The following is a 26,016-nucleotide window of genomic DNA, read 5'->3' on the forward strand; positions in this document are numbered from 1 at the left end:
AGATGAATTTTGCCAGCCAGTGGTACCAGCTCAAGTTGACCTTCCGCGATCACACGGTCACCTTTTCCGCGGGGCGGAGCAACCTGCGCGCATGCATTCACGAGGCATTTATCCGGCTTTCCGCCTTTTCCAGCGGCACCCGCGCGACCATTCATGTCTCTCACCCGCGGCATGGCTGGCTCAAGGTCTGCGATGAAGCGCAGCGCTACCCGATCATCCAGAACCCACTCAGTCTCGATCCCACGCGTATCTGGCAGGCGATTGGACACACCCTGGCCGAGGCAGACAGCTGGCCCTCGGATGAGGAGATGGCCCGCATCAAACTGGAACGCCAGATACGCAGGCGCGCTGAAATAGCATCTGCACGCCGCAATCGCTTCCGGGTGATCGACGGCGGCGATCAATAGAAGCCGACCTTCACACCCAGTCACCCTTCCTGTGGCTCCGCTCACCGCACCGCTGATCCCTACCCAATACTCGCGATACCGATACAGGGCACAGGCCCATTCCACTCACCGCCAAAAACAGCGCTTTTATCGACACAGCGCATCCTACACAGAACTTGTGTGCGTCAATAAGCCAAACTTCAGGAGTATTGACCAATGCAATGGATGGCGATTTTAACCTGCGTGCTGCTGGCCAGCTGTGCCAGCGGCCCCCAGTCAGCGGACAGTGTGAGGGCGAACGCACCTTATTCGGTGCCGGCCAGTGATGGTTCGGGCAGCAGTGCGCTGGTCCTGGCGCAGCTCGATCAGCTGCGGCCATCGGACACGCCCCTAGCCCCTGCTTCAGAGCTCGCGCCGGGACTGCTGGCACTGTCGCCGGAGATGAAACGCTTTGTGGACGGCATCGGCCCAGGCCTGCCGCCGAAGCAGCGGTTCCGGCGGATTCTGCGCACCCTGAAACAGGATCGCTTTCACCTGGAGTACGACCTGGACACCACCGCAACCGCGGCAGAGGCATTTGCCAGCCGGCGCGGCAACTGCATTTCGTTCGCTGCATTGATCGTGGCTCTGGCGCGGGAAGTAGGTGTGCCGGCACATTTCAATCGGGTGGAGGCGCCCCGGGCGCGGCGGGCGACCCGCGGTGCGGACGGGCGCGTGCTGGTGCAGAACATTCTGCACATTAACGCGGAGGTTTCATTTGGCTGGAGTACGCAAATTATCGAGCTGAACTTCGAACCGCGCAGCCTGCACCGGCATGTGGCGATTGCAGATGCCGAAGTGCAGTCACTCTATCTGAACAACCTGGCCATGGATAAGGCCCGCGCGGGGCGAACTTCTGAAGCGCTGCCACTGTTGCGTGAAGCGCTCACGCTGACACCGGACTCCAGTATCCTCTGGAATACCCTGGGCTACCTGTATCGCCAGCAGGGAAAATTGGAACTGGCGGAGCTGAGTTACACCCAGGCGCTATCGCTGGACGAAAGAAATACTGCGGCAAAGAATAATCTCAAGCGCGTCTACGCACTGCAGAGCCAGCAGGCACTATCGCTGTCGAATACTGCCAGTGATGCCGACAAGGAGAGCTGATCGCGGTTAACGTACTTGCGTTAAAGCTTGCGAGACAACTCGCGAATCTCCCGGTTCAGGATCCGGTCATTGTCGCTGTAGTCCATCGGAATATCGATCAGGTGCACACCACCTCGTTGCATACATTGCTCGATGGTGGGCTGTAACTCCGCGGTTTTCTCTATGCGATGACCCGAAGCACCGTAAGCCTGCGCGTAAGCAACAAAGTCCGGGTTGCCAAAATCCAGTCCGAAATCGTGAAAGTCCATCTGCGCCTGCTTCCATTTGATCATGCCGTAGCCGTCGTCGCGCAGTACCAGAATGACCAGATCGAGCTTGAGGCGCACCGCGGTTTCCAGCTCCTGGGAATTCATCATAAAACCCCCGTCGCCACAGATGGCCAGCACCTTGCGTTCCGGGTGCACCAGCTTTGCAGCCATGGCCGAGGGCAGCCCTGCCCCCATGGTGGCCAGCGCATTGTCGAGTAAAACCGTATTCGGTTCGTGCGCCTGATAGTTGCGCGCAAACCAGATTTTGTACATGCCGTTATCGAGCGCGATGATGCCGTCTTCGGGTACGGCTTCGCGCACCTCTTTCACCAGCCGCTGGGGGTTTATGGGGAAACCGTCATCCTGTGCGCCTTCGAGGATATGCGCCTGCAGCGCATTGCGAATACGGTGGGCATCGGCGAAGCTCCAGTGCTCCTGGGGCTCCAGCTCTTCCTTCAACTGCCAAAGACTGTTGGCAATATCCCCCACCACCTCGATCTGTGGAAAATATACCGGGTCCACCTGCGCGGAACTGAAATTGATATGCACCACCGCCGGGCCACCGGGCCGCATAAAAAACGGTGGTTTTTCCACAACGTCGTGCCCCACGTTGATGATGAGATCTGCCTGATCGATGGCGCGGTGCACGAAGTCGCCATCGGACAGCGCGGTGTTGCCAATAAAATGCGCACTCGCTTCATCGATCACTCCCTTGCCCATCTGCGTGGTCACCACGGGAATACCCAGTTTCATAACCAGTTCCCGCAGCATTTTCGCGGTGAGCTTGCGATTGGCACCGGCACCGATCAGCAACAGGGGTTTGCGCGCGGCGGCAATCGCCTGCGCGGCCTGACACACGGCTTTTTCCTCGGCGATGGGCCGGCGGGTATAACTGGGTTCCAGCACCGGCATGGTGGAGTGTTCGCGGGCAATATCTTCCGGCAGTTCGATATGGGTCGCACCGGGGCGCTCCTCTTCCGCCTGGCGGAACGCCTCGCGCACATGGGCCGGCACATTGTCACCGCTGACAATCACCTTGGTGAACTTGGTCAGCGGCTGCATCATGTCGACAATATCGATGATCTGAAACTGCCCCTGCTTGGAACTCTTGATGGGTTTTTGCCCGGTGACCATTACCATGGGCATGGCGCCCAGCTGCGCGTAAGCGGCGGCCGTCACCAGGTTGGTGGCACCGGGGCCCAAGGTGGAGAGACACACCCCGGCATTCCCGGTCAGGCGGCCGTAGGTGGCCGCCATAAATCCGGCGGCCTGCTCGTGGCGACCGATCACCAGTTTGATTTTTGAGCCGCGCAGGGACTCCAACAGATCGAGGTTTTCTTCCCCCGGAATGCCGAAAACAAATTCCACGCCCTCCGCTTCAAGCGCGCGCACGAATAAGTCAGATGCTTTCACCAGAAACCCCCGCTCAGATTTTGTAACCGGCTCGGCGCGCGATCGATCACCGCCGCGCCGCAATAACCTGTTAAGCAGGGTAGCAGATGCGGGTCTGCGGAACTCAGTCGTCGCTGGCGTGACGGAGTTCCCCGCTCCCCGGTTCCCCGTCCTGAAACTGCAGTTCCGCCAGGCGCTGATACAGCGGCGATGACGCCACCAGTTCCCGGTGACTGCCCTGCGCGACCAGCCGCCCGCGCTCGAGAACGGCAATGCTGTCCGAATGCAGGATCGTGGCCAGGCGGTGGGCAATCACAATGGTGGTGCGGTTTTTCATCAGCGCCTGTAGCGCCTGCTGTACGTGGTATTCGCTTTCCGCATCCAGCGCGCTGGTTGCCTCATCCAGCAACAGGATTTTCGGGTCTTTCAGAATTGCACGGGCGATGGCGAGCCGCTGCTTCTGACCACCGGACAGACGTGTGCCCTGCTCACCCAGGTGACTGTTGTAGCCCTCGGGCAATTGCTCGATAAATTCGTGGGCATGGGCGGCTTTGGCAGCGGCAATAACCTCGGCTTCAGTGGCATCCGGTTTGCCGTAGCGGATGTTGTACCAGATATCGGCGGTAAACAGCGCTGGCTGTTGCGGCACAACGGCTATTTGCCTGCGCAGGGTGCCGGTGTCCAGCGCGCGAATATCCACGCCATCCAGGGTGATGCGCCCGCCCTGTGGGTCATAAAACCGCTGCAGCAATTCCAGGACTGTGGATTTTCCCGCACCGGAGGGACCCACCAGCGCCAGACTTTTGCCCGCCGCCACATGCAGACTCAACTGGTGCAGAGCCGGCTGATTCGGGCGCGACGGATAATTGAATTCAACGGCTTCGAAATCGATCTGCGCGGGCAGGTCGTACTGGGAATCGGCCTGGGCCGGGGATTGATTTTGGGATTGATCCGGGGATTGTGGTTGGGCCCTGTTCAGGGCCGCGGCGTTAGCGCCATTATCTGCCGGGGCGGGAATATCAGACTCGACACCCAGCAGATCCATCAGCCGCTCGGTGGCGCCGGTGGCCCGCTGCAGCTCACCGTACACCTCGGAAATGGTCGCCACCGCAGATCCCATCAGGAAGGCATAAAACACAAATGCGGCCAGATCACCGCTCGTCATGCGCCCGGCGATCATGTCATTGCCGCCCACCCACAGCAGCGCACTGACCGCGCCAAACATCAGCAGTATGACCACTGCAATCAGCAGCGAACGCTGGCGTATTCGCCGCCGGGCAACATCAAATGCAGCTTCCACTTCTCCGGCAAACGCCTGCTTTTCATAGTTTTCGCGGGTGTAACTCTGCACCGTTTTAATGTTCTGGATGATTTCCCCAGCGTAGCTGCCCACATCGGCGATGGAATCCTGGCTGGCCTTGGAGAGTTTCCGCACCCGCCGCCCGTACAAAACAATCGGCAGCAGCACAGCGGGCACACCGACGAGTACCATCAGGCTCAATTTCAGGTTGGTGATCAGCAACAGAACCAACGCACCGACAAACATCAGCGCACTGCGCAGCGCCATCGAAAACGAGGTCCCGATAATGTGCTGTAGCAGCGTGGTGTCGGTGGTGAGACGAGACATGATCTCGCCGCTGCGATTGGTCTCGAAATAGCTCGGATGCAGCGTCACGATATGATCGAACACCGCTTTGCGCAGGTCCGCCACCACGCGCTCGCCCAGCCATGAAATCAGGTAGTGGCGTGCATAGGTACCCAGCGCCATCAGACCCGCCAGCACCAGCAATACCAGAACCGCCTGGGTCAGGGCCTCGCTGGAGCTGCCGGACAATCCCCGGTCCACCAGCTGTCGGACACCCTGCCCGATGGACAGGGTCACCAGAGCGGTAAACACCAGCGCAATCGCCGCCCCCAGCAGTACCGCCTTGTGGGGGCGCATGAATTGCCAGAGTGCAACGAGCAATTGCCGCGCGCTCAGGGTCGAGGTGGAATCCGCCGGTGAAGTATTTTTCTCAGAACTCACGTGTATCCGCTTATGGGAAGAGATTGAATGTACAGGGTGATGCGCTGGCAGCCATCTATCGGTAACTATCTATCGGTAACTGCCTGCCGGTGACGACCAACCTTTTCAGGCTTCGCTTTCCAGTGCCACGGCATCCGCTTGCGGTAGCGCAGCCCGTTTCAGACTGCGCAGGTATCCGTGCAGCAGCTCCGCATCCAGCCCGTGCAGCATCAGCCGGAACCCCGCCTGCAGTGTCGAGTGCGGCACCATAGGGTGGCGATTGCTGACCAGAGACAGGGCCATACCATCGTTCAGCAACTTGCCGATATAGATCGAGATGGTTTCGTCCAGCTGCAGGGAGTTACTCGCGCGCCAGAAATCGTGATCGGAGAGGAACAGCGCATACAGTGGCGTGTACATCTCGATAGCGGTCTGCAGATCCAGCACATTGGTGGCGTGATCCCCCCCCGGTTGCAGATCGAATTCACCATCGGTGATTGCTGAAAAGTCCAACCGCTCGGCTGGGCCGATATCGCGATTGTCACGGCGCAGCTGTTCATTCAACTCGGCGATAAAGTTGTAGATATTCAGATCGTGAATCAGGAATGTATCGTCAAGCAGATCCCGCAAATTCTTCGGACGCAGCGGGCGGGTACTTTCAATGCGCACGTCGCCGACGTTGTCCGCAATAAACTGCAGCAGTTCGGTGCCGATATTGAAGTGACGCAATATCAGGTAGTTGGCATCGCCGCGGACAAAATACTTGAGCCCCCAGTAAATGGTTTTGTGCAACAGCCGGGATGAGTTCCAGCGTTCCGGAATCACTATTCGCAACAGCTGCACCAGTACGATGCTGAGCCGCGCCAGTGGCCGCACCACCGGTAACAGCAGGCGTCGCGACCAGGTATTGTTGCCGGCCAGCAGCGCCTTCTTGGCCGGCTCGTGGATAGGCAGGCTGCGATCCAGGTAGAGCGCCAGCCAGGGGTTGGGGTCGCTCCGGTCGCTGCGTTCCTGTGCGAAATCGCTGTTCCAGCTCATGGTTTCTCCCTGATTAACCGCAGCCTTTGAATAGTGGTCTTTTAATAGTGGCCCAGCTCTTCCAGCTGCAGCAGATAAAGGCGTCCGGTCACGCGCGCCGTTTCCAGTATCCGCTCCGCCAAACCGTCGACCTTCAGGACACCGGATTCCAGCACTTCCTGCAGCTCCTGCAGGTGGTCCTCGTCGTGCTCGGCGTGGTATCGATAAAAAGAGACTTGATGAGGTTCGAGTTGCAGATGTTGCTGCAGGGCACGGGCAAAAAGCCCGGCAAAATGCTTGCCCAGCCCCTCGATAATAAACATGGCGCCGAGCAGATCCAGCGGATCGGCGCTGCCTGCGCGCTGGAACATCCATGCGGACAGGGCTCGGGAACCGATATTCTGCTTGCCGCTGCGCAACGTCGCTACATCTCCGCCCACGGCCTGGTAATCCCGCTGCAGCATTTCATAGTCGCGATGCTCAGTGCGCGCATGCTCGAGAAAGCGTGAGCGCAACTCCAGATGTTCCCGGCCGATGGAGGATACCGCACAGGCAATCCAGCGGGATCCATCCAGCACCTGTTGGTAGTGGTCGTGCACCAGCAGCCGGTAGTCCTCCAGTCGCAGTGCGCCGCGCAGGGCGCGGGCGACAATCGGCACCTTGACCAAACGCCCCTCGAAATCCGCCCAGATTTTTCCCAGCTCGCGAATGATCAACACCGGCTCGTTTTCAAGAACTTCCATTTTATTCTCCATTACACCGCGGTCAGACACATAAACGACGCCAGGCAGCGGCCACTCTCCGGCACAAAACAGAGTATGCGATCGCCGCGTTTCAGCTTCTCCTCCCGCAGCAGCCGGTCAATCAACAGGAAAATAGACGCGGAACCCACGTTACCTACCTCCTGCTGGTGGTTGCGCCAACGTTCCTCGGGAATCATGGCTGCAGAATGGGTGAGCAATGTTTTCATTTTTTCACCCAGTGCGCGCGCGGAGTAATGCGGCAGAAAATAGCGGACATCCCCCGGCGACAGTCGGTGCTTGTCCAGCACTTCGAGAAAGTACCCCATCCAGACCGGAAACATCTGGTCCAGCAGTTCGAAATCCTGTCGCAACACGATGGCGCCCTGGTCATAGGCGATACCGGGAGAACCATAGTGCGCCCAGGGTCGGTAATCTTCCATACCATTGCTGCGGGTGCCGGCGTACATACAAGTGGGGAAACGATCGGCAAACGATTTCTGTTCGATCCAGTCAATTTTCAAACTGGGGCGCTGCGGGTCCGGCTCGGCCTCCATCACCAGCGCGCCGGCGCCGTCGGACAGGGTCCAGCGCAGAAACTCGTACTGCATTGCCTGATGCGTGCTCATGGAGGTGAAGTCGATGGCGCGGTAAAAACCAGGCTGAAACCAGCGGCTGGAAAATTCACTGCCACTGGCGGCGGCAATACGATGCTGGCCGGCGCGGATGTTCAACCAGGCGGATTTGATCGCCATCATGCTGCTGCCGCAGACACTCTGGTGCGAGCTGATTTCCATGCTGCTACCGCCCAGTTCTCCATGCACCGCACTGCCGATACCCGGTACCAGCAAATCAGCCTGGGTAGTGCCGCAGGCGAGATACTGCAACTGTACAGGGTCCCGGCGCGCCGCATCACAGGCAGCTTCCACAGCACGCGCAGCCATCTCGGCATTGGTAAATAGTGGGGTGCCCTCAGCGTCCAGGGCGTAGTGGCGATGGCGGATGCCGTTCTGGCGCAGGGTCAGCGCCTTGAGCTTGCGACTGTGCTCGCCCAGAAACCCGATGCGCGATTCCATTTCGCGGTTGTCCAGCGGTACACCGGGCAGGAAACTGCCGCTGCCGGTGATAAATACGTCCTGCATGTACTTTCCTTTCCGTCCGTTCTCTGGGCAGGCATATTATCACCGGGATCGTCCGGAGACAGATGTGCCGGAAACACCGGTCAACACTCCAACCAATACGCCAGCCAATAAGCCAGCCAACTCTCCAACCAATACATCGTCCGAAATACCAATCAATCCGCATGTGCCTCGGCCAGGCAGTCCCAAAGGGTCTGCACGATTCTCGACGGCCGCGGCGAGAGCCGCTGGATCGCGACGAAATCACATTCGTACTGGTAGCGCTGCGGGTGGATTGCGCGGATCTCGCCCTTTTTCAAAAACGTCTCCGCATAGTGGTCCGGCAGGTAACCGATATAGCGCCCGGTCTGCAGGCAGTGAACGATGGCTTCCTGGTCATTGACGGTGATGTCCCGCTCCAATCCCAACCGGTTGCCCACTTCCATATTCGGCGAGTGGTAGCCGAGGCCGGCGTATTTACTCTCGCGAATGGCATCGTCGTCGATGGAAATATCCGCGGTGCCAAACAGCGGGTGGCGGTAGCCGCAATAAAGGTACATCTGCTCGTAAAACAGATGCTGGTACTCGAGGCTTGGCGAGGTGCGGTGTGCGGGTACCACGCCGAGCTGGAAGCGCCCCTCCATTACTCCGCGCTCGATTTCATTGATCGGCTCGATATGGATATCCAGGCTCACCTCTGGCGCCAGGTCGTCAAAGCGCCGCAGGGCCGCACTGATGCGGGCGGCAGGATTGGTCACTATTTTGTCGAACAGGGCGAGTGAGATGTGCCCGGTCATGCGCCGGTGGACGTCCGCCACCTCGCCGCGGAAGGTATCCAGGGATCCCAGCAAACGCAGGGTAGCCTGATAAATCTGGCGCCCCTCGCTGGTCAGGGCAAAGCCGCCACGCCCCCGCTGGCACAGGGTGACCCCGAGACGCACCTCCAGGTCCTTGATATGCCGGCTGATGGTGGAGCGCCCCACATTCAATTCCAGCTCGGCGGCCGAGAAACCGCCGGCCTCGGCCACCGCGCGAAACACCCTCAACAGGCGCAGGTCGATATCGCTGAGCTGGCCCAGCAGGGCGGTTTGTTTGCGGGCCATTGGGACAACTCTCCGGGCTCCTACAAAGAGGGAGCATTAGTTTCAGTTTTATGAAACCAAACATCGATAAACAGCAGTTTATGAAACATTAAAGCTCTTCTACATTTGTCGCAACCCATCGGTCAATCGCGCCGGATACCCGGCCAAATGGAGAATAAGAGTGAGCGACAAGTTTGCCGGGCTAAACCAGTCTCAGCTGGATGCCTACTGGATGCCCTACACGGGCAACCGCCAGTTCAAGCAGGACCCGCGGATCATCACCGGGGCGGAGGGCTGCTACTACACCGACGCCGATGGACGCCGGATTTTCGATGGACTGTCCGGCCTGTGGACCTGTGGTGCCGGGCACAACCGGGTGGAAATTGCCGATGCGGTAAGTGAGCAGTTGCGTACTCTGGATTACGCACCGGCCTTCCAGTTCGGTCACCCCAAGGCATTCCAGCTGGCGGAGCGCATCACCCAGTTTATGCCGCAAGGACTGAACCGGGTGTTCTTCACCGGCTCCGGTTCCGAGTCGGCGGAAACCTCCCTGAAGATTGCCCGCGCCTACTGGCGCAAAAAGGGCATGCCCTCCAAGACCAAACTGATCGGCCGCGCCAAGGGCTACCACGGGGTGAACTTTGGCGGCATCAGTGTTGGCGGTATCGGCGCCAATCGGGCCCTGTACGGCACCGCGGTAGACGCGGACCACCTGCCCCACACGGTGCTGCCACAGAACAAGTTCTGCAAAGGCATGCCGGAAGAAGGTGCGCACCTGGCGGACGAACTGCTGGAAATGATCGCCCTGCACGACGCCTCCAATATCGCCGCGGTGATTGTGGAACCCATGGCCGGCTCCGCCGGCGTGCTGCCGCCACCGGTGGGCTACCTGCAACGCCTGCGCGAGATCTGCGACCAGCACAACATCCTGCTGATTTTCGATGAGGTGATCACCGCCTTCGGCCGCATGGGTGCGGCCACCGGTGCGGAGGCGTTCGGGGTAACCCCGGATATCCTCAACACCGCCAAACAACTCACCAACGGCGCAGTGCCCATGGGCGCGGTGATCGCCAGGCAGGAAATCTACGACACCTTTATGGATCAGGGTGGCCGGGAGTACCTGCTGGAATTGCCCCACGGCTATACCTATTCCGCCCATCCGGTGTCCTGTGCTGCGGCGCTGGCGTCACTGGACATTCTGGAAAATGAAAACCTGTTCAACCGCGCAGCGGAGCTGGCAGTGATTCTGGAAGACCGGGTGCACCAGCTGAAGGGCACACCGCTGATTTCCGATATCCGCAACTGCGGCGTGGCCGCGGGCCTCACTATCGAAGCGGCGCCGGGCGAACCGCTGCTACGCCCGTACCAGATCGCAATGAAAATGTGGGAGAAAGGCTTTTACGTGCGCTACGGTGGTGACACCATCCAGCTGGGCCTGCCATTTGTGGCGGAGGCGGAGGGAGTGGATACGCTGGTAAGTGCGCTTGGCGATGCAATCAATGAAGTCGCCGCCGGTTAACAACCATCGTCATGCCGGACCTGATCCGGCATCCAGTAAGCGCGGCACTATCCAGCTTCGTTGCACTGGATCCCGGATCGAGTCCGGGATGACCCGGTTCGTCATGCCGGACTTGATCCGGCATCCAGTGGGCGCGGCACCATCCAGCTTCGCAGCGCTGGATCCCGGATCGAGTCCGGGGTGACCCGGTTCGTCATGCCGGACTTGATCCGGCATCCAGTGGGCGCGGCACTATCCAGCTTCGCAGCGCTGGATCCCGGATCAAGTCCGGGATGACGGGAACAAAACAATTAAATATTTTCGAGAGGAAACAACATGAACACCGTAGGCCATTTTATTAACGGCAGTACCACCGACGCCGCCGAGCTCACCCAGGACGTATTCAACCCGGCCACCGGCGCCGTATCCAAACAAGTTGCGATTGCCGGCAAGGCCACCGTGGAAGAAGCCATTGCCGCCGCGGGCGAAGCCTATAAAAGCTGGCGCAACACCCAGCCCGCCAAGCGCGCGCGCATCATGTTCAAGTTCAGGCAATTGCTGGAAGACAATGCGGAAAAAATCTGCGCGCTGATCGGCGAAGAGCACGGCAAAATTTCTCACGACGCCATGGGCGAACTGACCCGCGGAATCGACAATGTGGAATTTGCCTGCGGCGCGCCGCAAATGTTGAAGGGTGAACACAGCCGCAATGTGGGCCCGGATATCGACTCCTGGAGCGAGATGCAGCCGCTGGGCGTGGTTGCCGGTATTACCCCGTTCAACTTCCCAGCCATGGTACCCCTGTGGATGTTTCCGCTGGCCATTGTGTGCGGCAACACCTTTGTACTAAAACCTTCCGAACGCGACCCTTCCTGCTCCCTACTGCTGGCACAACTGCTGCAGGAAGCCGGCCTGCCGGACGGCGTATTCAATGTGGTCAATGGCGATAAGGTCGCCGTGGATACACTGCTTACGGATCCGCGCGTGCAAGCGGTCAGCTTTGTGGGCTCCACCCCCATTGCCGAATACGTCTACGCAACCGCCACCGCGCACGGTAAACGCTGCCAGGCGCTGGGCGGAGCCAAAAACCACGCGATCATCATGCCGGATGCGGATATGGACAATGCCGTCGCGGCACTGACCGGTGCGGCCTTTGGCTCCTCCGGCGAGCGCTGTATGGCCCTGTCGGTAGCGGTTTGTGTGGGCGACGAAGCGGCGGATACGTTTATCGACAAGATGTCCGCCGCCATGCAGGACCTGAAAGTGGGCGCCTACAGCGACAGCGGCAACGACTTTGGCCCGGTCATCACCGAGGCGCACATGAACAAGGTCAACGGCTATATCGCCAGTGCCGCCGAGCAGGGCGCCACCATTGTGGTGGACGGCCGCAACCCGAAAGTCGCCGGATTTGAAAGTGGCTTCTTTGTCGGCGGCACCCTGATCGATAACGTGAAAGCGGGCATGACCTGTTACGAAGAGGAAATCTTCGGTCCGGTACTGCTGGTGGTGCGCGCGGACTCCATGGAGCAGGCCATGCAGATGATCAACGATCACGAGTACGGCAACGGCACCTGCATCTTTACCCGCGATGGCGAAGCGGCGCGCTACTTCAGTGACAATATTCTGGTAGGCATGGTCGGTATCAACGTTCCCCTGCCCGTACCCGTGGCCTACCACAGCTTCGGCGGTTGGAAACGCTCCCTGTTCGGTGACCTCGGCACTTATGGCCCGGACGGTGTGCGCTTCTACACCAAGCGCAAAACCATCACCCAGCGCTGGCCTTCCAGCGGTGTGCGGGAAGGTGCCCAGTTCTCGTTCCCCAGCAATTAATCACAGGCAAATAAAAACGCCCGCAGCCAATACTGCGGGCGTTTTTTTTGTTGGCGCGCAGAATTACAACTGCGCCGACCAGGCCATTGCCATTGTCAGGCTGTGGGATTTGTCCAGGCTGGGGTTGTCAAAACCCAACTGGAATTTGACCAGGCCACTGTCGTCACTCAGGGCGAACAGCCATTGGCCCTCCTCACCGTCCACACCCACATACGGGTTGCCGGGTAAGTTGCCCCAGCGGATTCCCGGGCGGTAGCGCACCGTGTCGGCGAAATACTCTACGTCCAGTGAAAGCTGATAGCCGCTCATCTGCTCGACGTAGCGGCCAGTGGCGTACACCGGCATGGTGAACTCATGGTCCTCGAGTTCACGCCAACCGGAAAATACCGGGGCGAGCTGCACCTCGTCTTCTACATCGCGGTCGGCGGTATCGAATTTACCGTAGGTATAGGGTGCCCGCTCCCAGCGAATCAGGCTGTAGGCATCCTCCACCCGCACAAACATTTTGCGCTGGTTGTTCTGGTACCCGGCCACCAGATCCAGGGTAAGCCCCTCACCTTCGGGCTTTTCGAAATCGTGCGCGAGCAACAAATCTTCGGAATAGCGGTAGTCCAGAGACGCATTACCGGCAAAAAACTGCTCGTCGCTGCTCAACAGCCCATCGATAGTGCCGTCCTGGAATTCCCGCGCTTTCAGCAGGCTGACATCCGCCTGAAAGAACAGGCCGCTGTCGAGACTCCAGCGACGCTTCAGGCGAATACCGTCGGCCAGTAGTTGCAGCGCGTTCAGATATACCGGCACCGCACCCTCAGGCGGAGTGAGGTCCTGTTCGTCGCGATAGTAGAGATCGGCCGTGGCGCGGTTATAGGTCAACTGGTAGTCGTAGCGGACCGTGTAAGACAGCCCCCAGTCCCCAAGCCAGACACCGGTATCCAGGCGATTTCTGGTCCAGGAATTCTCGCCGCGGCCCGGGGCCTGCTTCCATTTGCCGGCAAATTCGCTGATGGGCAGCGCTTCACTGACGGTACGGCTGGAAAAATCGAGAGAGACTTCCGGGCTGGGTAGTGCGACTGACTGTAGCGGCACATTCATCAACCCCAGAAACAGAAAGGGCCACCAGTGGTGGCCCGATCCATTTCTGCGAATATCTCCCTGCTTAGAGCAGAGTTTCAATCGCATTGTCGATCCAGGTGATCAGGTAAATATCGTTTTCTTTGCTGACAGTTCCGTAGACGGTACCGTCTTTGATGATGTGCCCGCGCACGAGATCATCGCTTTCGAACTCGGCAAACTCCAGCATAAAGGCTGCACCTTCACCGTCGCTCATGACGATGTTTTTCGGCTCGTTGTCGGCCAGATCAAGTTCGATACGCAGTTGATCGGAACCCCAGGCCAGAGCCAGCACCACGTCACCCACGGTATAACCGGTGCGCTTCACAACCAGCTCCACATCCATGGTGGGCAGGTTGGCGGACAGCTTACCGGTGGTAGCAACACGGGCGGTGGCTTTAAGGTAACGGCCTTCCGCGTCGAAGTCCATTTCGGCATTTTCCAGGGTTGCCATCAGATTGCCACTCTCACTATCCGCAAAAAGAGAGGTGGTCCACAGGCCTGCACCCCACCAGTCTTCCGGACCTGCGGAGTACACACCCTCCGACGGCACAGTTGCTTCCAGGCCGTTGATCAGGTTCTGGTGATCAGCGGTAAACGCGATGCGAATATCCTGAGCGATATTGGTCTCGCTAGCAGCAACGCCTTGAACACACTGGTTGCTGTCCCAATTCCAGTATCCCCAGACGGGTTCATTCTCACACTCGAACTGGCTGGTAACGTCCTCAAGCAGCTCGTTTACGCCCCAGAAGTCATAGCTCTCGCCAGTCCACGGGCACTGCGCATCGCCCTCGACACTGCAATTTACATCGATAAAGTGCTGGAAGTTTGCCTCTTCATAGCGATGGGAGTAAACCACAGTCACGCGATTTCCGGCTTCACCATGTACAAGGGTCAGAGTGTTGTTTTCGGCGTTGTAGGTGTAGCTGGCCAGGTCTTCACGCTCAAAGCCTTCGAGGGTGTAACTAAAGTCATCGAGGTTATCGATGGTCAGGGACACGGAAGCGTTAAGCAGCTTGTCGGTTGCCTTTTCCTTGAACTCACCGGACAGAGCAACCTTCTGCGGCAGCAGGGCTACAAAGTTCTGCTCACCGGCATCAACAATGCCGTCTATCGAAGCGAACATTGCTTCAGACCGCGCCACTACGGCTTCGATGCCCCCCTCAAACGCGTACTCCGCATTTTCAATGCTGGCCGTCAGCTGCAAAGACAATTGCTCAACTTTCGGTGCCGCTTCCAGCTGTTCAAATACATCTTCACCAATCACGACTGCCGCCTGGGAACCTTCGGCAACGGTCAGTGTTGCGTCACCGGTAACGGCGGTGCCGTTAATGGCGAGTGCGTGCGTCCCTTCAGCGAGATAGCGCATTTCCTCTGCTTCGGAGTACTGAATTTCGGGCAGGGTAATGTCAATATCGACATCGACAACACCCTCACTATCACTGAGTGCGACTTTACCGCCAGTGAGGCTCAGGGTGCGATCAACCAAGGCGATGGTACCTGCCTGGAATTGAGCCAGATAGGCATCCTTGGCTTGCTCAAACTCCGATTCACAGGTGGCATCACCTTCGCACTCCGCATCGCCGAAAGATACCTCGGCAGCACCGGCAAGTGTCGCGGCGTAATCCGCATCGTTTTCGAAGTTGTCCAGAAGCTGCACGGTGAGAATACCCGCGGCGAGAGAGAAGGCTTCCAGGTTCTCACCATTCGCTTCGGCCAGGATTTCTGCCGCGCCTTCCATCTGTACAACCAGGTTGTCCTGGTTGTAAGTGTCGGCAGTGTCGTCCAGTTCTGATGCGATGGCTTCAACCGCTTCGATGGAAACTTTACGCGCGGTAGCAATCAGGTTTTTTGCCGCCTGCAGGTTATCCGCCAGTTCGGAGTCTACTTCTACCGGTGGGGTACAGCTGGCGCGATCGCCACAATTTTCTTCGACGGCCTCGTCGGCGTCACTCTGGGCTGCGCTGGCTGCGTCGGCCACACCGGCCAGACTTTCGTTGTTTTCGCTGGTGGCAGTGGCCACTTCTTCCAGCGCAGCGCTGATCGCTTTCACCGCTTCCGCATCAACGGTATTGGCATCGAAGCCGGCACTGAGGCTGACAAGTTGTGCAGCCACGTCACCGGAAGCCGCGGCTTCTACCGCCGCGTTCAGCAGGGCGAAACGCAGTTCCTGCTCTCCGGCTTCCGTGGCACTGGTCAGGTCAACCGGAGCGATGGTGCTCGGGTTTGCATCCAGACCAAAGGTGTCTTTGACAAACTGGTTGGCAGCGTTGATGGATGCCTGGGTGGGTGCAGGGCCGGCTTTTTCAGCCACCAGCGTGGTCAGTGCGGTAATGCTGGAGGAAACACTGGTTGCGCTGGCATCAACAAAAGTCACCGAGCTCAACTGGTAATCCAGTGCGTATTTTTCCCCAAAGTCGATGCTGCCATCTTTATCGGTGTCATCGTCGCTGTCGCCGGCGGTGCGGCACACGGCGGTATCACAGGTCACCATGGCGACACTGTCTGCCGGGTTTTTCAGTACCAGTTTTACCGCGCCGGTGTAATCGGCGAGATCAATGGAATAGCTGCCGTCAGAGCCAGTGGTGGCCGAGCCCAGCAGGGTATTGTCCGCGCCATAGGCCTCAACAAGTGCACCGGCGATGATGCCCTTGGCGGCCGTACCGCCAACGGGAATGGCGCTGCCTGTACCACCGCTACTGGATCCAGAGCTGGAACTGGAGCTGGAACTACCACCGCTCGAGCTACTGGAACTGGAGCTCGAACTGCTTGAGCTCGAGCTACTGGAGCTTCCGCTGTCTGAAGAACTGCCACCGCCGCCGCAGGCTGTGAGTGCAGTGACCGCAATGGCCAGTGCGAGTTGTTTGTACATGCTTTCCCCTTCACTCCGGCTGGAGTGCTTCCTTGTCGATAACCGTTTGAAAAACTCGGGACACCACCCATTGACTGGATCACTCTGTGCCCACCTCTCCTTTCGGGCTGCCCCCAAGCAGCCGCCCAGAAACTGTGACGCGCATCTCACTTCGTCACAGGCGGAAAATGATGCCGGTGGATGTTTGGCGCCTCAATAGCCCCTTTTAATCATTTTTATGGCCCTCATTGATTGCCCTGCGAGCAATGTGGTGACATTCCACCCAGAATTGTCATTGCATGAGTAAAAGGGGTTAACGACGACGCTCTCTTGCCGTAGGAGAAAACGCTGCCCTGTGTCATCATCCGCGCGCCAAAAAACTGGCCAACCAAAGCAGAAAAGCCCGAGCGGGTGGCCACCGGCCAGATCTGTTTCAGGGAAGCCAATCAACGAAAGGAATACACAGAATGAGCAGAAAGCTGATTTCCAGCGGATCGGAGTTTGAGAGCAAGATTGGTTACTCCCGCGCAGTGGTGGATGGCGACTATGTTTTTGTCTCCGGCACCACCGGTTTCAATTACGCTACCAACAGTATCAGCGACGATGTAGCCGAGCAGGCAGACCAGTGTTTCGCCAATATCGAGCAGGCGTTGAAGGAAGCCGGCAGCAGTATCGAGCGCATTGCGCGGGTTACCTATATCCTGCCGAACCGGGATGACTTCCAGCCTTGCTGGCCGGTATTTCAGAAGTGGCTGGGCGAGGTGCGCCCTGCCGCCACCGTTTTTGAAGCGCGACTGCTGGACGATGCGATGAAGATTGAAATTCAGGTCACCGCGCGGATTTGATCCGGTCACCTGAATGGTAAATTAAGGAAGGATCGCCAGGTCCTTCCGCATTCACACGGGATTAACGCTCTGACGCCCGCTCGTTTTGCGCCACCGACAGGTAGCCAAAATAGCGGTCGCGAATTTCCCGCACATAGTTCACTGGCTCACGCCCCCGCACGTAACCGAAGCGGGCTTTTTTATAGTGCTCTGGCTGTGACAGCAGCAACATGGCCTCTTCCACATTGCCGAACCAGCGGTTCGGGTCTTTCCCCAACCTTTCCGCGAGCACCCGCGCATCCCGCACGTGCCCGTGGCCCGCGTTATACGCGGCGAGGGTGAAATAAATTTTCTGGTCAAACGGCAGGGCTCTCGGGAAGCGCTCTTCCAGCCAGCCGAGATAAGAGATACCCGCGCGAATTCCGTTTTCCGGCTGATATAAATCGGAAATGCCCAATTGCTGACCAGTGCGCGGCATCACCTGCATCAGGCCACGGGCACCGGCAAAGGAGCGCGCCTTGGGATTGAAGCGGCTCTCCTGATACATCTGCGACACCACCATGCGCCAGTCCCTGTCTGCGGGCACCGCGTGCTTGCGTACCAGTGGATCGTAGGGAGACAGTTCCGAGGTATCCCGCAGCCGCTCCCGGTGCTTGCCGCGGATGCGCTTCTCTTCCCTGAAGTATTTGTTGTAGGTGACATTAAAAAACAGGCCGCGATAATACTGATTGAGGAAGCCGTTCAGCTTGTCGAGCAATTGCGGCTGATCCCCGCGTACCGCCCAGGCGATATCCTGTTCGCCGGAAAGATTGCCCACCACCATAAAATCGTCGCGGTAGGTCTGCTCGATCTGCACCAGGTGGGAGTCCGCCACGGTGTAGTCATAGTGCCCTTCGGCCACCGCATCGATCAGCTGCTCGGTGGTTGCCCCCTGCACCGCGCGAATATCCAGCGTCGCGTCCGCGCTCACGGAGGCCTGCAGCAGCTGCAGGCTGGAGTAATAACTGCTCAGCGGGTTCACCGCCACCGACTGCCCCTGTAAACGCTCAGCCACGGGGACTGCCATATCCAGCTGCGCACTGCTGTCCACCGCAGTGATCAACTGCTCGGTCACCTGCATATAGGGACGGGTAAACACCAGGCCCTGCTGTTGGCGCGCCTCGGTGATGGTCAGTGACGCGGCGATAACATCGCCCATTCCCTCAGCCAGTGCATTCGCAAGATCCACCTCGGGGCCGGGCACCACCATACTGAGGCGCAGGCTGTTATCCTTCGCAAAGCGTTTCAGTAAATCGTAGTCAAACCCCATCAGCTCACCGCGCCACATAAAGTAGGACGCAGGATGGTTGCGGGTCAGCACCCGCAGGGTTTTGGTCTGCTTGATCTGCTCCCAGTCACGCAGGGCGCTGGCGCGGCGCTGGGCCGCAATCAGATGCTCTTCGGTAAAATATTCATTCAGCGCCTGCTCCAGTTGCGCGCTGTCTCTGCGCACGGCCCAGGCGATGGCGCGGCGGCTGTCCCGCAGGTTTTCAGCCTGCAACGTCGGGTAATCCGCAAGCATGACCTCGGCGAGGTTGCTGTCGATCACGGTACCGTCGTATTCACCTGAGGCTACGCCATCGAGCAGTTCATCCTGGGTGACGGGTCCGTCAAGTACCCGGGGAATCAACACCCGCTCTTCGCTGGACTGTTGTGCGAGAGTGGCAACGAAGGCACTGCCGTTGCGCAGTGCGACTTCCAGCTCCGCCGTCTGTTGCTGATGGTCGCGACGGGTGATCAGCTGCTCCTGCACGTATTCCAGGGGCCGGGTGAAGGCGACCTGTGTTGCGCGCTCCGGGGTGCGGGAAAAGTTGACCGCAATCAGGTCACCGCGCCCGTCGATAAGGGCGGGAATCAGTTGTGCAAAGTCTTCCACATAGATCCACTGCGGCTCGAGCCCGCGCTGGCGGGCGAACTTTTCCGCAAGTTCACGCCACTCGCCGGTGGGCAGCCCATCCCGCGGCAGCGACTCCTCCTCCAGGCCCTGGGGGGCCAGCAGCCGCAAGGTGCCCCGTGCGGTAATCGCTTCGAGGTCGCCCGTCTCTAGATAATTTGTGAACGGGGCCTCTTGTGGATGTGGCGGCGCAGTGACTGCACCATCGCCCGGCCCGGTATCTTGCCGGTCCGCCCCCTCGTGGTTTTGGATCTCCGGTGCGTCGGTACCCGGGCGCTCGGACGTCCTTTCGCCACAGGCCACTAGAAGAAGGACCACAGTGAACCAGAACAACCCGCGATAAAACCCTGTGACAGCCACGCTATTCCCCATAGAAAAAATTCCCTGTTCCAGCGACACTGCAAAAGCCAGAGCGTGATTCAGCGCACGCGCCCCCTGAGTGCCACCGCTAAAGTTACTGTCGCACAATCTCTGCTTTGTGACCAACCTGACCACTTTTCACCCAGCCAAGTCACTCGTCACAGCCTCTGGCCCTATCCCGCACCTTCGGTTGGCGCTATGCCTGTCATCGGTTTTCGGCGAAGTTAATCCTGCCCATTCATGAATTCGGTGGCCGGTAATTGTGTTCTGTCCCGGCAGCCACTCAAAACAACAGACAGGCGAAACCAAAAATGAAAATAATTCGACACCTCACCCTGGCCGCGCTGCTCAGTGCCTGCGCGACGCCAGGCCTGCACGCAAGTACGCTTCTCGACGAGGACTTTCAAGACGGAGATATTGCCGGCTGGAGCACTACCGGTAACGTTTACACCAACGCCTACTACGGCAACTATTCCATCGGGCTGCGCGGGCCCAATGCCAGCGCCAGCTACACACTCTCTACCGCTGGCTACGTAAACGTCAATATTTCCCTGGATATTTCCGCCTACTCCCTGGAGAGCACCGACAGCTGTATTGCCGAGGTTTCCAACGATGGCGGCAGCTCCTGGACAAATGCCATTACCCTGGTGAACGGTCAGGACAACAGTGCCCTCTACACGGCAGGTAGTGTTGCCATCGATGCGGACAACAAAAATCAGCTGGTCATCCGCTATCGCAACGCGGTCAACCGCTACAATGATTACTGCTACGGTGACAATATCCTGGTCACCGGCGATGTGGACACCGGTGGCGGCAGTAGTAGTAGCAGTAGTAGTAGTAGCAGTAGTGGCGGATCGGGAAGCGGCGGCAGCAACGATGACTACTACGATGAGCTGACCGGATCCGGCAGTGTCTCCCGCAGCACACTCAGCTATGCCACCCTGATGAACGGTAGTGATCCGGGTAGCCGTGTGGACCTGGCCGCGTACGGTGTACCGCAAAACGCCGCGCATCCAGAGCACGCGTTTACCGGAACCCTGACACTGAGCGGTGAGGATACCGGCGGCAGCTTTGCGGAAGTGGTCGACACCTACAATTACACCGGCAGCGGCGACAACACACGCAAGCATTTGCCAGAATTTGAATTTCAGTTTGTGCAGACCGGCAGCCATATTTTCCCGCTGGAGCGCGGCTCCATCGCCAGCACACACCCGAACTGGGAATACGTGCTGACCCCCGGCCGCGTGTGGCAGGAGAACAGCGATAACGGCTACAGCCGTGCCGCCATTCCATTTGCCCTGCAGCAGCGCAACGCAAACTGTATGCACAACGGGGTGATGACCTTCCTGTTCAAGGAAGACGGCTCGACCTCCAAGGTGGCGTATCAGATCAGCAGCGAGACCTGCCTGTATTTCAAGGCCGACTGGTGGGGGCTGCTTAGCGCCAGCTACACCCCGGAAACCATTGCCAACGAGAGCCAGCTGATCCAGGACTACCAGGCCGAGATCGCCGCTCGTATGCCCACCAAACCGCTGTCCGCACTCAGTACGGACTACCCCGGTACTGATCCTTCCGCGTTTGAGGCTCCGAACAGCACCGATGCCAGCCATGTTTCTACCGCCGGATTTATTTATGGTGGCGTGCACTACCGTGGCGACTGTGTGACCCGCAACGGCGACTATCCTTACTGCGACTCCATGGTGATTCCATCCTACTCTTCGGCGAAATCCTTCTTCGCCGGCGTGGCCATGATGCGACTGGAAAAACTTTACCCCGGCGTACGGAACACCTCCGTAGCAAGCCATGTTCCCGCGTGCAGCAGTAATGGTAATTGGTCCGATGTATCCCTGAACAACCTTCTGGATATGGCGACAGGAAACTATGGCAGTACAACCTACATGTCGGATGAAGGTGCATCGCACACCGACGGTCTGTTTCTGGTCGACAGCCACAGCAACAAGATCAACTACAGCTGCGGTCAGTACTCACGCAAAGCGTCACCGGGAACTCAGTGGGTTTACCACACATCGGATACGTATATTGCCGGTACTCATATGAATGATTACCTGAAGGATCAGCAGGGCAGCAATGCAGATATCTTCGATAGCACCATTGTCGCCGACCTGTGGGAACCGATTGGCGTGAGCCCTACCGGCCAGTATACCCGCCGCACTTACGACTCTGTTGAACAACCATTTGCCGGTTGGGGCCTGATGTGGCTGCCGGACGACGTGGCGAAAATCGCAAGCTTTGTGGGAATTGACGATGGCGAGATCAACGGCCAGCAGATGCTCGACAGCAACCAGCTCGACGCCGCCCTGCAACGCAACAGCAGCGATACCGGCACAGTACCGCTGACCGACTACCGCTACAACAACGGTTTCTGGGCACACAATGTGGCCGGCAACCTGAGTGGCTGCAGCGGCGCCCAGTGGATTCCATTCCTGTCCGGCTTTGGCGGCATTACCGTGGTACTGCTGCCGAACGACAGCGTGTACTACTACTTTAGCGACAATGACACTTACTACTGGCTGGAAGCCGTACAAGAGGCGCACCAGATCCAGAGCGCCTGTCAGTAACCTTTTGACTCCTGCGCAATCGCGCTTCGGCGGGCCCGGCAACGGGCCCGCCTTTTTTATATCCGAAGATTGATTTCACGACATTTCGCCACTGGTACTACGCCATCGCGGTAGCTGGTCCTACAGGATGTTCGACCGCACATTCATGTTAAGTCCGTGCCAATGTACGCGCTAGGCGCTTGTGCAAAGGCAGTCCCAGCTCATAAAAATAATCAAGGTGCGAATATGAAATCGACTAACCAGCGATCGCGAGCAGGACTCGCGACGGCCATTCTGCTATTGAGTGCGGCGGGCTCAGCCAGCGCTCAGGCGGAAACTATTTATTCCGACAGTTTCAGCAGCGGCAATATCAGCGACTGGAGTACAACCGGAAACGTGGGCCCACACAATGGCACCATGCGCTTGCGCGGTGGAGCCAGTGCAACCCACACGTTATCGACCGCCGGTTATTCCGCGGTTTCGGTATCGCTGACCTTGTCCGCAGGTTCACTGGAGAACAACGAATTCTGCTACGGGGAAATTTCCACCGATGGCGGCAGCAGTTGGACCACCGCAGTCACTGTCGCCAATGGTGACGATAATGGCACCCAGTTCAATAGCAGCAGCTCACCGGCCGGGATCGACAACAATACCGATGTGCAACTCCGCTTCCGCGGAACAGGCTCCACTAACGGTGACTACTGCTACGGTCACCAGGCGCTGGTCACCGGCACCAGCGGCGCCCCCACCGACCCCGATATCAGCGCGCCGGCCAGTGTCAGCTTTTCAAATGTTGCCCCGGGCAATACCAGCTCCCAGGTCATTACCGTATCCAACCAGGGTTCTGCCCCACTGGTGATCAGCAACACCAGCGCACCCACCGCGCCATTCAGTATTACCAGCAACAATTGCGGCACCGTTGCCGCAGGCAGCAGTTGTGCAATTTCAGCGACCTTTTCGCCGTCCAGCGAAGGCAGCTTTGGCAGTGCCATTACCCTGACCTCCAACGACCCGGATGAATCCAGCCTCACCATCAACCTGAGCGGCTCATCGAGTGAGGGCGGCGGCAGTGTGGAAGATTTTGACCCGCTCACTGGCAGCGGCAATGTTTCCCGCTCCGCGCTTACCATGACCACTCTGATCAACGGCAGTGACCCCGGCAGTCTGGTGAATTTTTCCCACTATGCACTGCCAGCCGACGCAGCCATGCCCACCAATCAGTTTGAAGGTTCTCTGGAGCTCTTCGGCGAAGCCAGCGGCGGTGCCTTTGACGAGCACAAGGATACCTTCCGTTACACCGGGTCCCAGGATGCAACGCGCAAACACCTGCCGGAATTCGATTTTGAATTTGTGCAGACGGGCAGTCATATCTTACCCAGCCAGCGGGGCTCCATTCCCAGCAGCCACCCGGAATGGGAATATGTACTGACACCGGGACGGGTGTGGAATGAAAACGGTGATGCGGGCTACAGCCGCGTTGCCCTGCCCTTTGCCCTGCAACAGAAAAACGCCAACTGCATGCACAATGGGGTGATGAGCTTCCTGTTCAAGGACGACGGCTCCGTTTCTGATGTGGCCTATCAGATCGCCAGTGAAACCTGCCTGTATTACCAGTTTGATATGTGGGGGCAGCTCTCCGCCAACTACACGCCACAGTCCGTCGGAAACAGCGCGGCTCTGGTTAGTGACTACCAGGCTGAAGTCGCAGCGCGTATGCCAAGCAAGCCTCTAAGCGCACTGACACAAGACTACCCGGGCACGGATTACACCGCCTTCGCCACACCCAACGGCAAGGACCCCCTGGCAATCTCCCTGGTGGGCTTTGTGATCGACGGCACCCACTATGTCGGTGGCTGCAGCACTCGCCAGGGTACTTACCCATACTGTGAATCCCTGGTGGTTCCGTCCTATTCCAGCGCCAAGTCAGTATTTGCCGGTGGCGCGCTGATGCGACTGGAACAGAAGTATCCGGGCACCTTCAACCAGTCCATCGGCAGCTATATCAGCGAATGCAATACCAACGGCAACTGGAATGACGTGACCTTTGGCAATGCACTGGATATGGGTACCGGTAACTACAAGCTCGCCGGCTATATGAGCGACGAAGGCGCCAGCCATACCAACGACCTGTTCCTGCCGGAAGATCACGCCAGCAAAATCAATTACAGCTGTACCGAGTACCCACGCAAGGCGACCCCGGGCACCAAGTGGGTATATCACACCTCGGACACCTACATTCTGGGTACCGCGATGAACGCCTACCTGCAGGGTATTGAAGGCAGCAGCAGCGATATCTTCACCGATATTCTCCTCGATGAAGTATTAGCGCCGCTGGGTGTCAGCCCCACCGCAGAATTTACTCGCCGCACCTACGACAGCGTGCAACAGCCTTTCGCCGGCTGGGGGCTGATGTGGTTACAGGATGATGTGGCGAAAATCGGCGCGTTCCTAGCGGACGATAACCAGTCCGTGCTGCACCAAGGGCAGCTGGATGCGGCTCTGCAGCGGGATAGCAGTGACCGCGGTCTGGAACCGCTGAACGACTACAAATACAACAACGGCTTATGGGCCCACGAAGTCAGCAGCGATATGAGCGGATGCAGCAACCCCCTGTGGCTGCCGTTTATGTCGGGCTATGGCGGCATTTCTGTACTGATCCTGCCCAACAACTCGGTCTATTACTACTTCGGTGATGATGACGAGTATCTGTGGATGGATGCGGCACAGGAAGCGCACGCTATCCGCAGCCTATGCCAGTAATTCACTACCGGTAGACTGAAATGAAAAAGGGGCGCGGGCTTTCCACCAGCGCCCCTTTTTTTGGATATTTCCGTGTATCCCCTACTCCGTCTCCCGGATTGGCTTGCGTAATTCTACCGCTTCGACCGCTTTCGCCTTCTTGCTGCGCATGCGGATATTGAGCATTTCCACCGCCACCGAGAATGCCATGGCAAAGTAGATGTAGCCCTTGGGTACGTGTACCTCAAAGCCTTCGATAATCAGGGTGACCCCCACAAGAATCAGGAACGACAGCGCCAGCATCTTGATGGTGGGATGGCGGTCGACAAAATCGCCAATGGGCTTGGCCGCCAGCAGCATCACCGCCACTGCAAGAATGATGGCAATCGCCATAATGGAGATATGGTCCACCAGGCCCACCGCGGTGATTACCGAATCCAGTGAGAACACGATATCCAGAATCGCAATCTGCGCCAGCACCATGCCGTAGGTGGCAGTCTTGGTCGAGGTGGCCTCGCCATCGACACCTTCCAGGCTGTTGTGAATTTCGTGGGTGGCCTTGAACAACAGGAACAGGCCACCGCCGATCAAGATCACATCCCTGCCCGAGATTTCCTCACCAAACACGGTAAACCAGGGCTCCGTCAGCCCCATGATCCAGGCGATGGAAAACAGCAGCCCCAGGCGGGTGATCATCGCCAGGGCCAGACCAATAAAGCGCGCGGACTCCCGCTGCTTTTCCGGCAAGCGGCCAACGAGGATGGAAATAAAGATAATGTTGTCAATGCCCAGCACGATTTCCAGGGCCGCCAGGGCGGCCAGGGCAATCCAGGCCTCCGGGCTCGCAATCCATTCGAACATGAGGTTCCCCAAAGCAATAAAGGCGTGCAGAAAATTAACCAGCTGCGCAACCGCACTGGCAAATACATTAATTCCGCGGAGAGTGTATGCGGTTTGCGGCAATCAGGCCAAGCCCCAGCCAACCGACAAAAAAAGGGCCGCAATAGCGGCCCAACGGAGTCGTTCGTTATTAAGCAAATCAGGAATCGCTGAAAAACGTAGCGAGCGGGTGCCTGGTGGTGGCCGCCGGAGCGGAGGCAGCGGAGTGTATGTCGAATACATGAGCTGCCGAGCACCGCCGGACGCCGCCAGGCGCACGCGCAGTAGTTTTTCAGTGAT

17 protein-coding genes are annotated in these 26,016 nt (G+C 58.5%); 7 read left to right on the forward strand and 10 right to left on the reverse strand.

Annotation, left to right across the window (positions count from 1 at the left end; all coding sequences use genetic code 11):
* Positions 1-2 precede the first annotated feature (2 nt).
* Together ACYX4K_RS13085 and ACYX4K_RS13090 are read left to right on the forward strand one after the other, a co-directional pair.
* Positions 3-407 (forward strand): hypothetical protein, encoded by a 405-nt coding sequence (locus ACYX4K_RS13085; RefSeq protein WP_475091683.1) that lies wholly within the window; start codon positions 3-5, stop codon positions 405-407.
* A gap of 195 nt (positions 408-602) precedes the next feature.
* On the forward strand, positions 603-1,532 hold the full coding sequence (locus ACYX4K_RS13090) for a tetratricopeptide repeat protein (RefSeq protein ID WP_475091682.1): 930 nt from the start codon (positions 603-605) through the stop codon (positions 1,530-1,532).
* 20 nt (positions 1,533-1,552) lie between these two features.
* Here the strand turns inward: ACYX4K_RS13090 and ACYX4K_RS13095 are convergent, their stop codons facing one another.
* The 6 genes from ACYX4K_RS13095 to ACYX4K_RS13120 form a co-directional block, all read right to left on the reverse strand.
* Complete coding sequence (locus ACYX4K_RS13095; protein ID WP_475091681.1) at positions 1,553-3,193, reverse strand: acetolactate synthase large subunit; 1,641 nt, start codon at positions 3,191-3,193, stop codon at positions 1,553-1,555.
* A gap of 103 nt (positions 3,194-3,296) precedes the next feature.
* The gene (locus tag ACYX4K_RS13100; protein ID WP_475093920.1) at positions 3,297-5,114 is read right to left on the reverse strand and encodes an ABC transporter transmembrane domain-containing protein; all 1,818 of its coding nucleotides are present in this window, start codon (positions 5,112-5,114) and stop codon (positions 3,297-3,299) included.
* 189 nt (positions 5,115-5,303) lie between these two features.
* A complete protein-coding gene (locus tag ACYX4K_RS13105) occupies positions 5,304-6,215 on the reverse strand; it encodes a DUF6999 family protein (protein ID WP_475091680.1) in 912 nt (303 codons plus the stop codon).
* 41 nt (positions 6,216-6,256) lie between these two features.
* Entirely contained in the window at positions 6,257-6,937 is a 681-nt protein-coding gene (locus ACYX4K_RS13110; RefSeq protein WP_475091679.1) for an iron-containing redox enzyme family protein, read from the reverse strand.
* Between the two features lie 11 nt (positions 6,938-6,948).
* On the reverse strand, positions 6,949-8,076 hold the full coding sequence (locus ACYX4K_RS13115; RefSeq protein WP_475091678.1) for a 3-oxoacyl-[acyl-carrier-protein] synthase III C-terminal domain-containing protein: 1,128 nt from the start codon (positions 8,074-8,076) through the stop codon (positions 6,949-6,951).
* Between the two features lie 152 nt (positions 8,077-8,228).
* Positions 8,229-9,155 (reverse strand): LysR family transcriptional regulator, encoded by a 927-nt coding sequence (locus tag ACYX4K_RS13120; RefSeq protein ID WP_475091677.1) that lies wholly within the window; start codon positions 9,153-9,155, stop codon positions 8,229-8,231.
* A gap of 160 nt (positions 9,156-9,315) precedes the next feature.
* Between ACYX4K_RS13120 and aptA the strand changes: the two genes are divergently transcribed.
* Both aptA and ACYX4K_RS13130 read left to right on the forward strand, forming a co-directional pair.
* Entirely contained in the window at positions 9,316-10,653 is a 1,338-nt protein-coding gene (aptA, locus tag ACYX4K_RS13125) for an omega-aminotransferase AptA (protein WP_475091676.1), read from the forward strand.
* Positions 10,654-10,968: 315 nt separating this feature from the next.
* A complete protein-coding gene (locus ACYX4K_RS13130; protein ID WP_475091675.1) occupies positions 10,969-12,462 on the forward strand; it encodes a CoA-acylating methylmalonate-semialdehyde dehydrogenase in 1,494 nt (497 codons plus the stop codon).
* Between the two features lie 63 nt (positions 12,463-12,525).
* On the opposite strand, the gene ACYX4K_RS13135 is transcribed toward ACYX4K_RS13130, so the two are convergent.
* Complete coding sequence (locus ACYX4K_RS13135) at positions 12,526-13,641, reverse strand: hypothetical protein (protein WP_475091674.1); 1,116 nt, start codon at positions 13,639-13,641, stop codon at positions 12,526-12,528.
* Complete coding sequence (locus ACYX4K_RS13140; protein ID WP_475091673.1) at positions 13,619-16,444, reverse strand: hypothetical protein; 2,826 nt, start codon at positions 16,442-16,444, stop codon at positions 13,619-13,621. Before ACYX4K_RS13140 ends, ACYX4K_RS13135 begins: the two co-directional genes overlap by 23 nt.
* A gap of 446 nt (positions 16,445-16,890) precedes the next feature.
* Here ACYX4K_RS13140 and ACYX4K_RS13145 point away from each other — a divergent pair, with 446 nt between their 5' ends.
* Positions 16,891-17,268 carry a RidA family protein gene (locus ACYX4K_RS13145; protein ID WP_406828384.1) on the forward strand — a complete coding sequence of 126 codons (378 nt, stop codon included), beginning with the start codon at positions 16,891-16,893 and terminating at the stop codon, positions 17,266-17,268.
* 61 nt (positions 17,269-17,329) lie between these two features.
* Here ACYX4K_RS13145 and ACYX4K_RS13150 read toward each other — a convergent pair whose 3' ends face one another.
* On the reverse strand, positions 17,330-19,540 hold the full coding sequence (locus tag ACYX4K_RS13150; protein WP_475091672.1) for an MltF family protein: 2,211 nt from the start codon (positions 19,538-19,540) through the stop codon (positions 17,330-17,332).
* Positions 19,541-19,851: 311 nt separating this feature from the next.
* Between ACYX4K_RS13150 and ACYX4K_RS13155 the strand changes: the two genes are divergently transcribed.
* Both ACYX4K_RS13155 and ACYX4K_RS13160 read left to right on the forward strand, forming a co-directional pair.
* Complete coding sequence (locus ACYX4K_RS13155) at positions 19,852-22,119, forward strand: serine hydrolase domain-containing protein (protein ID WP_475091671.1); 2,268 nt, start codon at positions 19,852-19,854, stop codon at positions 22,117-22,119.
* 225 nt (positions 22,120-22,344) lie between these two features.
* The gene (locus tag ACYX4K_RS13160; RefSeq protein ID WP_475091670.1) at positions 22,345-24,858 is read left to right on the forward strand and encodes a choice-of-anchor D domain-containing protein; all 2,514 of its coding nucleotides are present in this window, start codon (positions 22,345-22,347) and stop codon (positions 24,856-24,858) included.
* Positions 24,859-24,939: 81 nt separating this feature from the next.
* On the opposite strand, the gene ACYX4K_RS13165 is transcribed toward ACYX4K_RS13160, so the two are convergent.
* A complete protein-coding gene (locus ACYX4K_RS13165; RefSeq protein WP_475091668.1) occupies positions 24,940-25,698 on the reverse strand; it encodes a TerC family protein in 759 nt (252 codons plus the stop codon).
* Positions 25,699-26,016 lie beyond the last annotated feature (318 nt).

The organism is Microbulbifer sp. ABF4_107 (assembly GCF_056312215.1).

Bases quoted from the DNA above. Each gene is read 5' to 3' on its own strand.
- ACYX4K_RS13085 (WP_475091683.1), top strand. From the start codon at position 3: ATGAATTTTGCCAGCCAGTGGTACCAGCTCAAGTTGACCTTCCGCGAT.
- ACYX4K_RS13090 (WP_475091682.1), top strand. From the start codon at position 603: ATGCAATGGATGGCGATTTTAACCTGCGTGCTGCTGGCCAGCTGTGCC.
- ACYX4K_RS13100 (WP_475093920.1), bottom strand. From the start codon at position 5,114: ATGCGCCCCCACAAGGCGGTACTGCTGGGGGCGGCGATTGCGCTGGTG.
- ACYX4K_RS13105 (WP_475091680.1), bottom strand. From the start codon at position 6,215: ATGAGCTGGAACAGCGATTTCGCACAGGAACGCAGCGACCGGAGCGAC.
- ACYX4K_RS13110 (WP_475091679.1), bottom strand. From the start codon at position 6,937: ATGGAAGTTCTTGAAAACGAGCCGGTGTTGATCATTCGCGAGCTGGGA.
- ACYX4K_RS13115 (WP_475091678.1), bottom strand. From the start codon at position 8,076: ATGCAGGACGTATTTATCACCGGCAGCGGCAGTTTCCTGCCCGGTGTA.
- ACYX4K_RS13120 (WP_475091677.1), bottom strand. From the start codon at position 9,155: ATGGCCCGCAAACAAACCGCCCTGCTGGGCCAGCTCAGCGATATCGAC.
- ACYX4K_RS13130 (WP_475091675.1), top strand. From the start codon at position 10,969: ATGAACACCGTAGGCCATTTTATTAACGGCAGTACCACCGACGCCGCC.
- ACYX4K_RS13135 (WP_475091674.1), bottom strand. From the start codon at position 13,641: ATGCGATTGAAACTCTGCTCTAAGCAGGGAGATATTCGCAGAAATGGA.
- ACYX4K_RS13140 (WP_475091673.1), bottom strand. From the start codon at position 16,444: ATGTACAAACAACTCGCACTGGCCATTGCGGTCACTGCACTCACAGCC.
- ACYX4K_RS13145 (WP_406828384.1), top strand. From the start codon at position 16,891: ATGAGCAGAAAGCTGATTTCCAGCGGATCGGAGTTTGAGAGCAAGATT.
- ACYX4K_RS13155 (WP_475091671.1), top strand. From the start codon at position 19,852: ATGAAAATAATTCGACACCTCACCCTGGCCGCGCTGCTCAGTGCCTGC.
- ACYX4K_RS13160 (WP_475091670.1), top strand. From the start codon at position 22,345: ATGAAATCGACTAACCAGCGATCGCGAGCAGGACTCGCGACGGCCATT.
- ACYX4K_RS13165 (WP_475091668.1), bottom strand. From the start codon at position 25,698: ATGTTCGAATGGATTGCGAGCCCGGAGGCCTGGATTGCCCTGGCCGCC.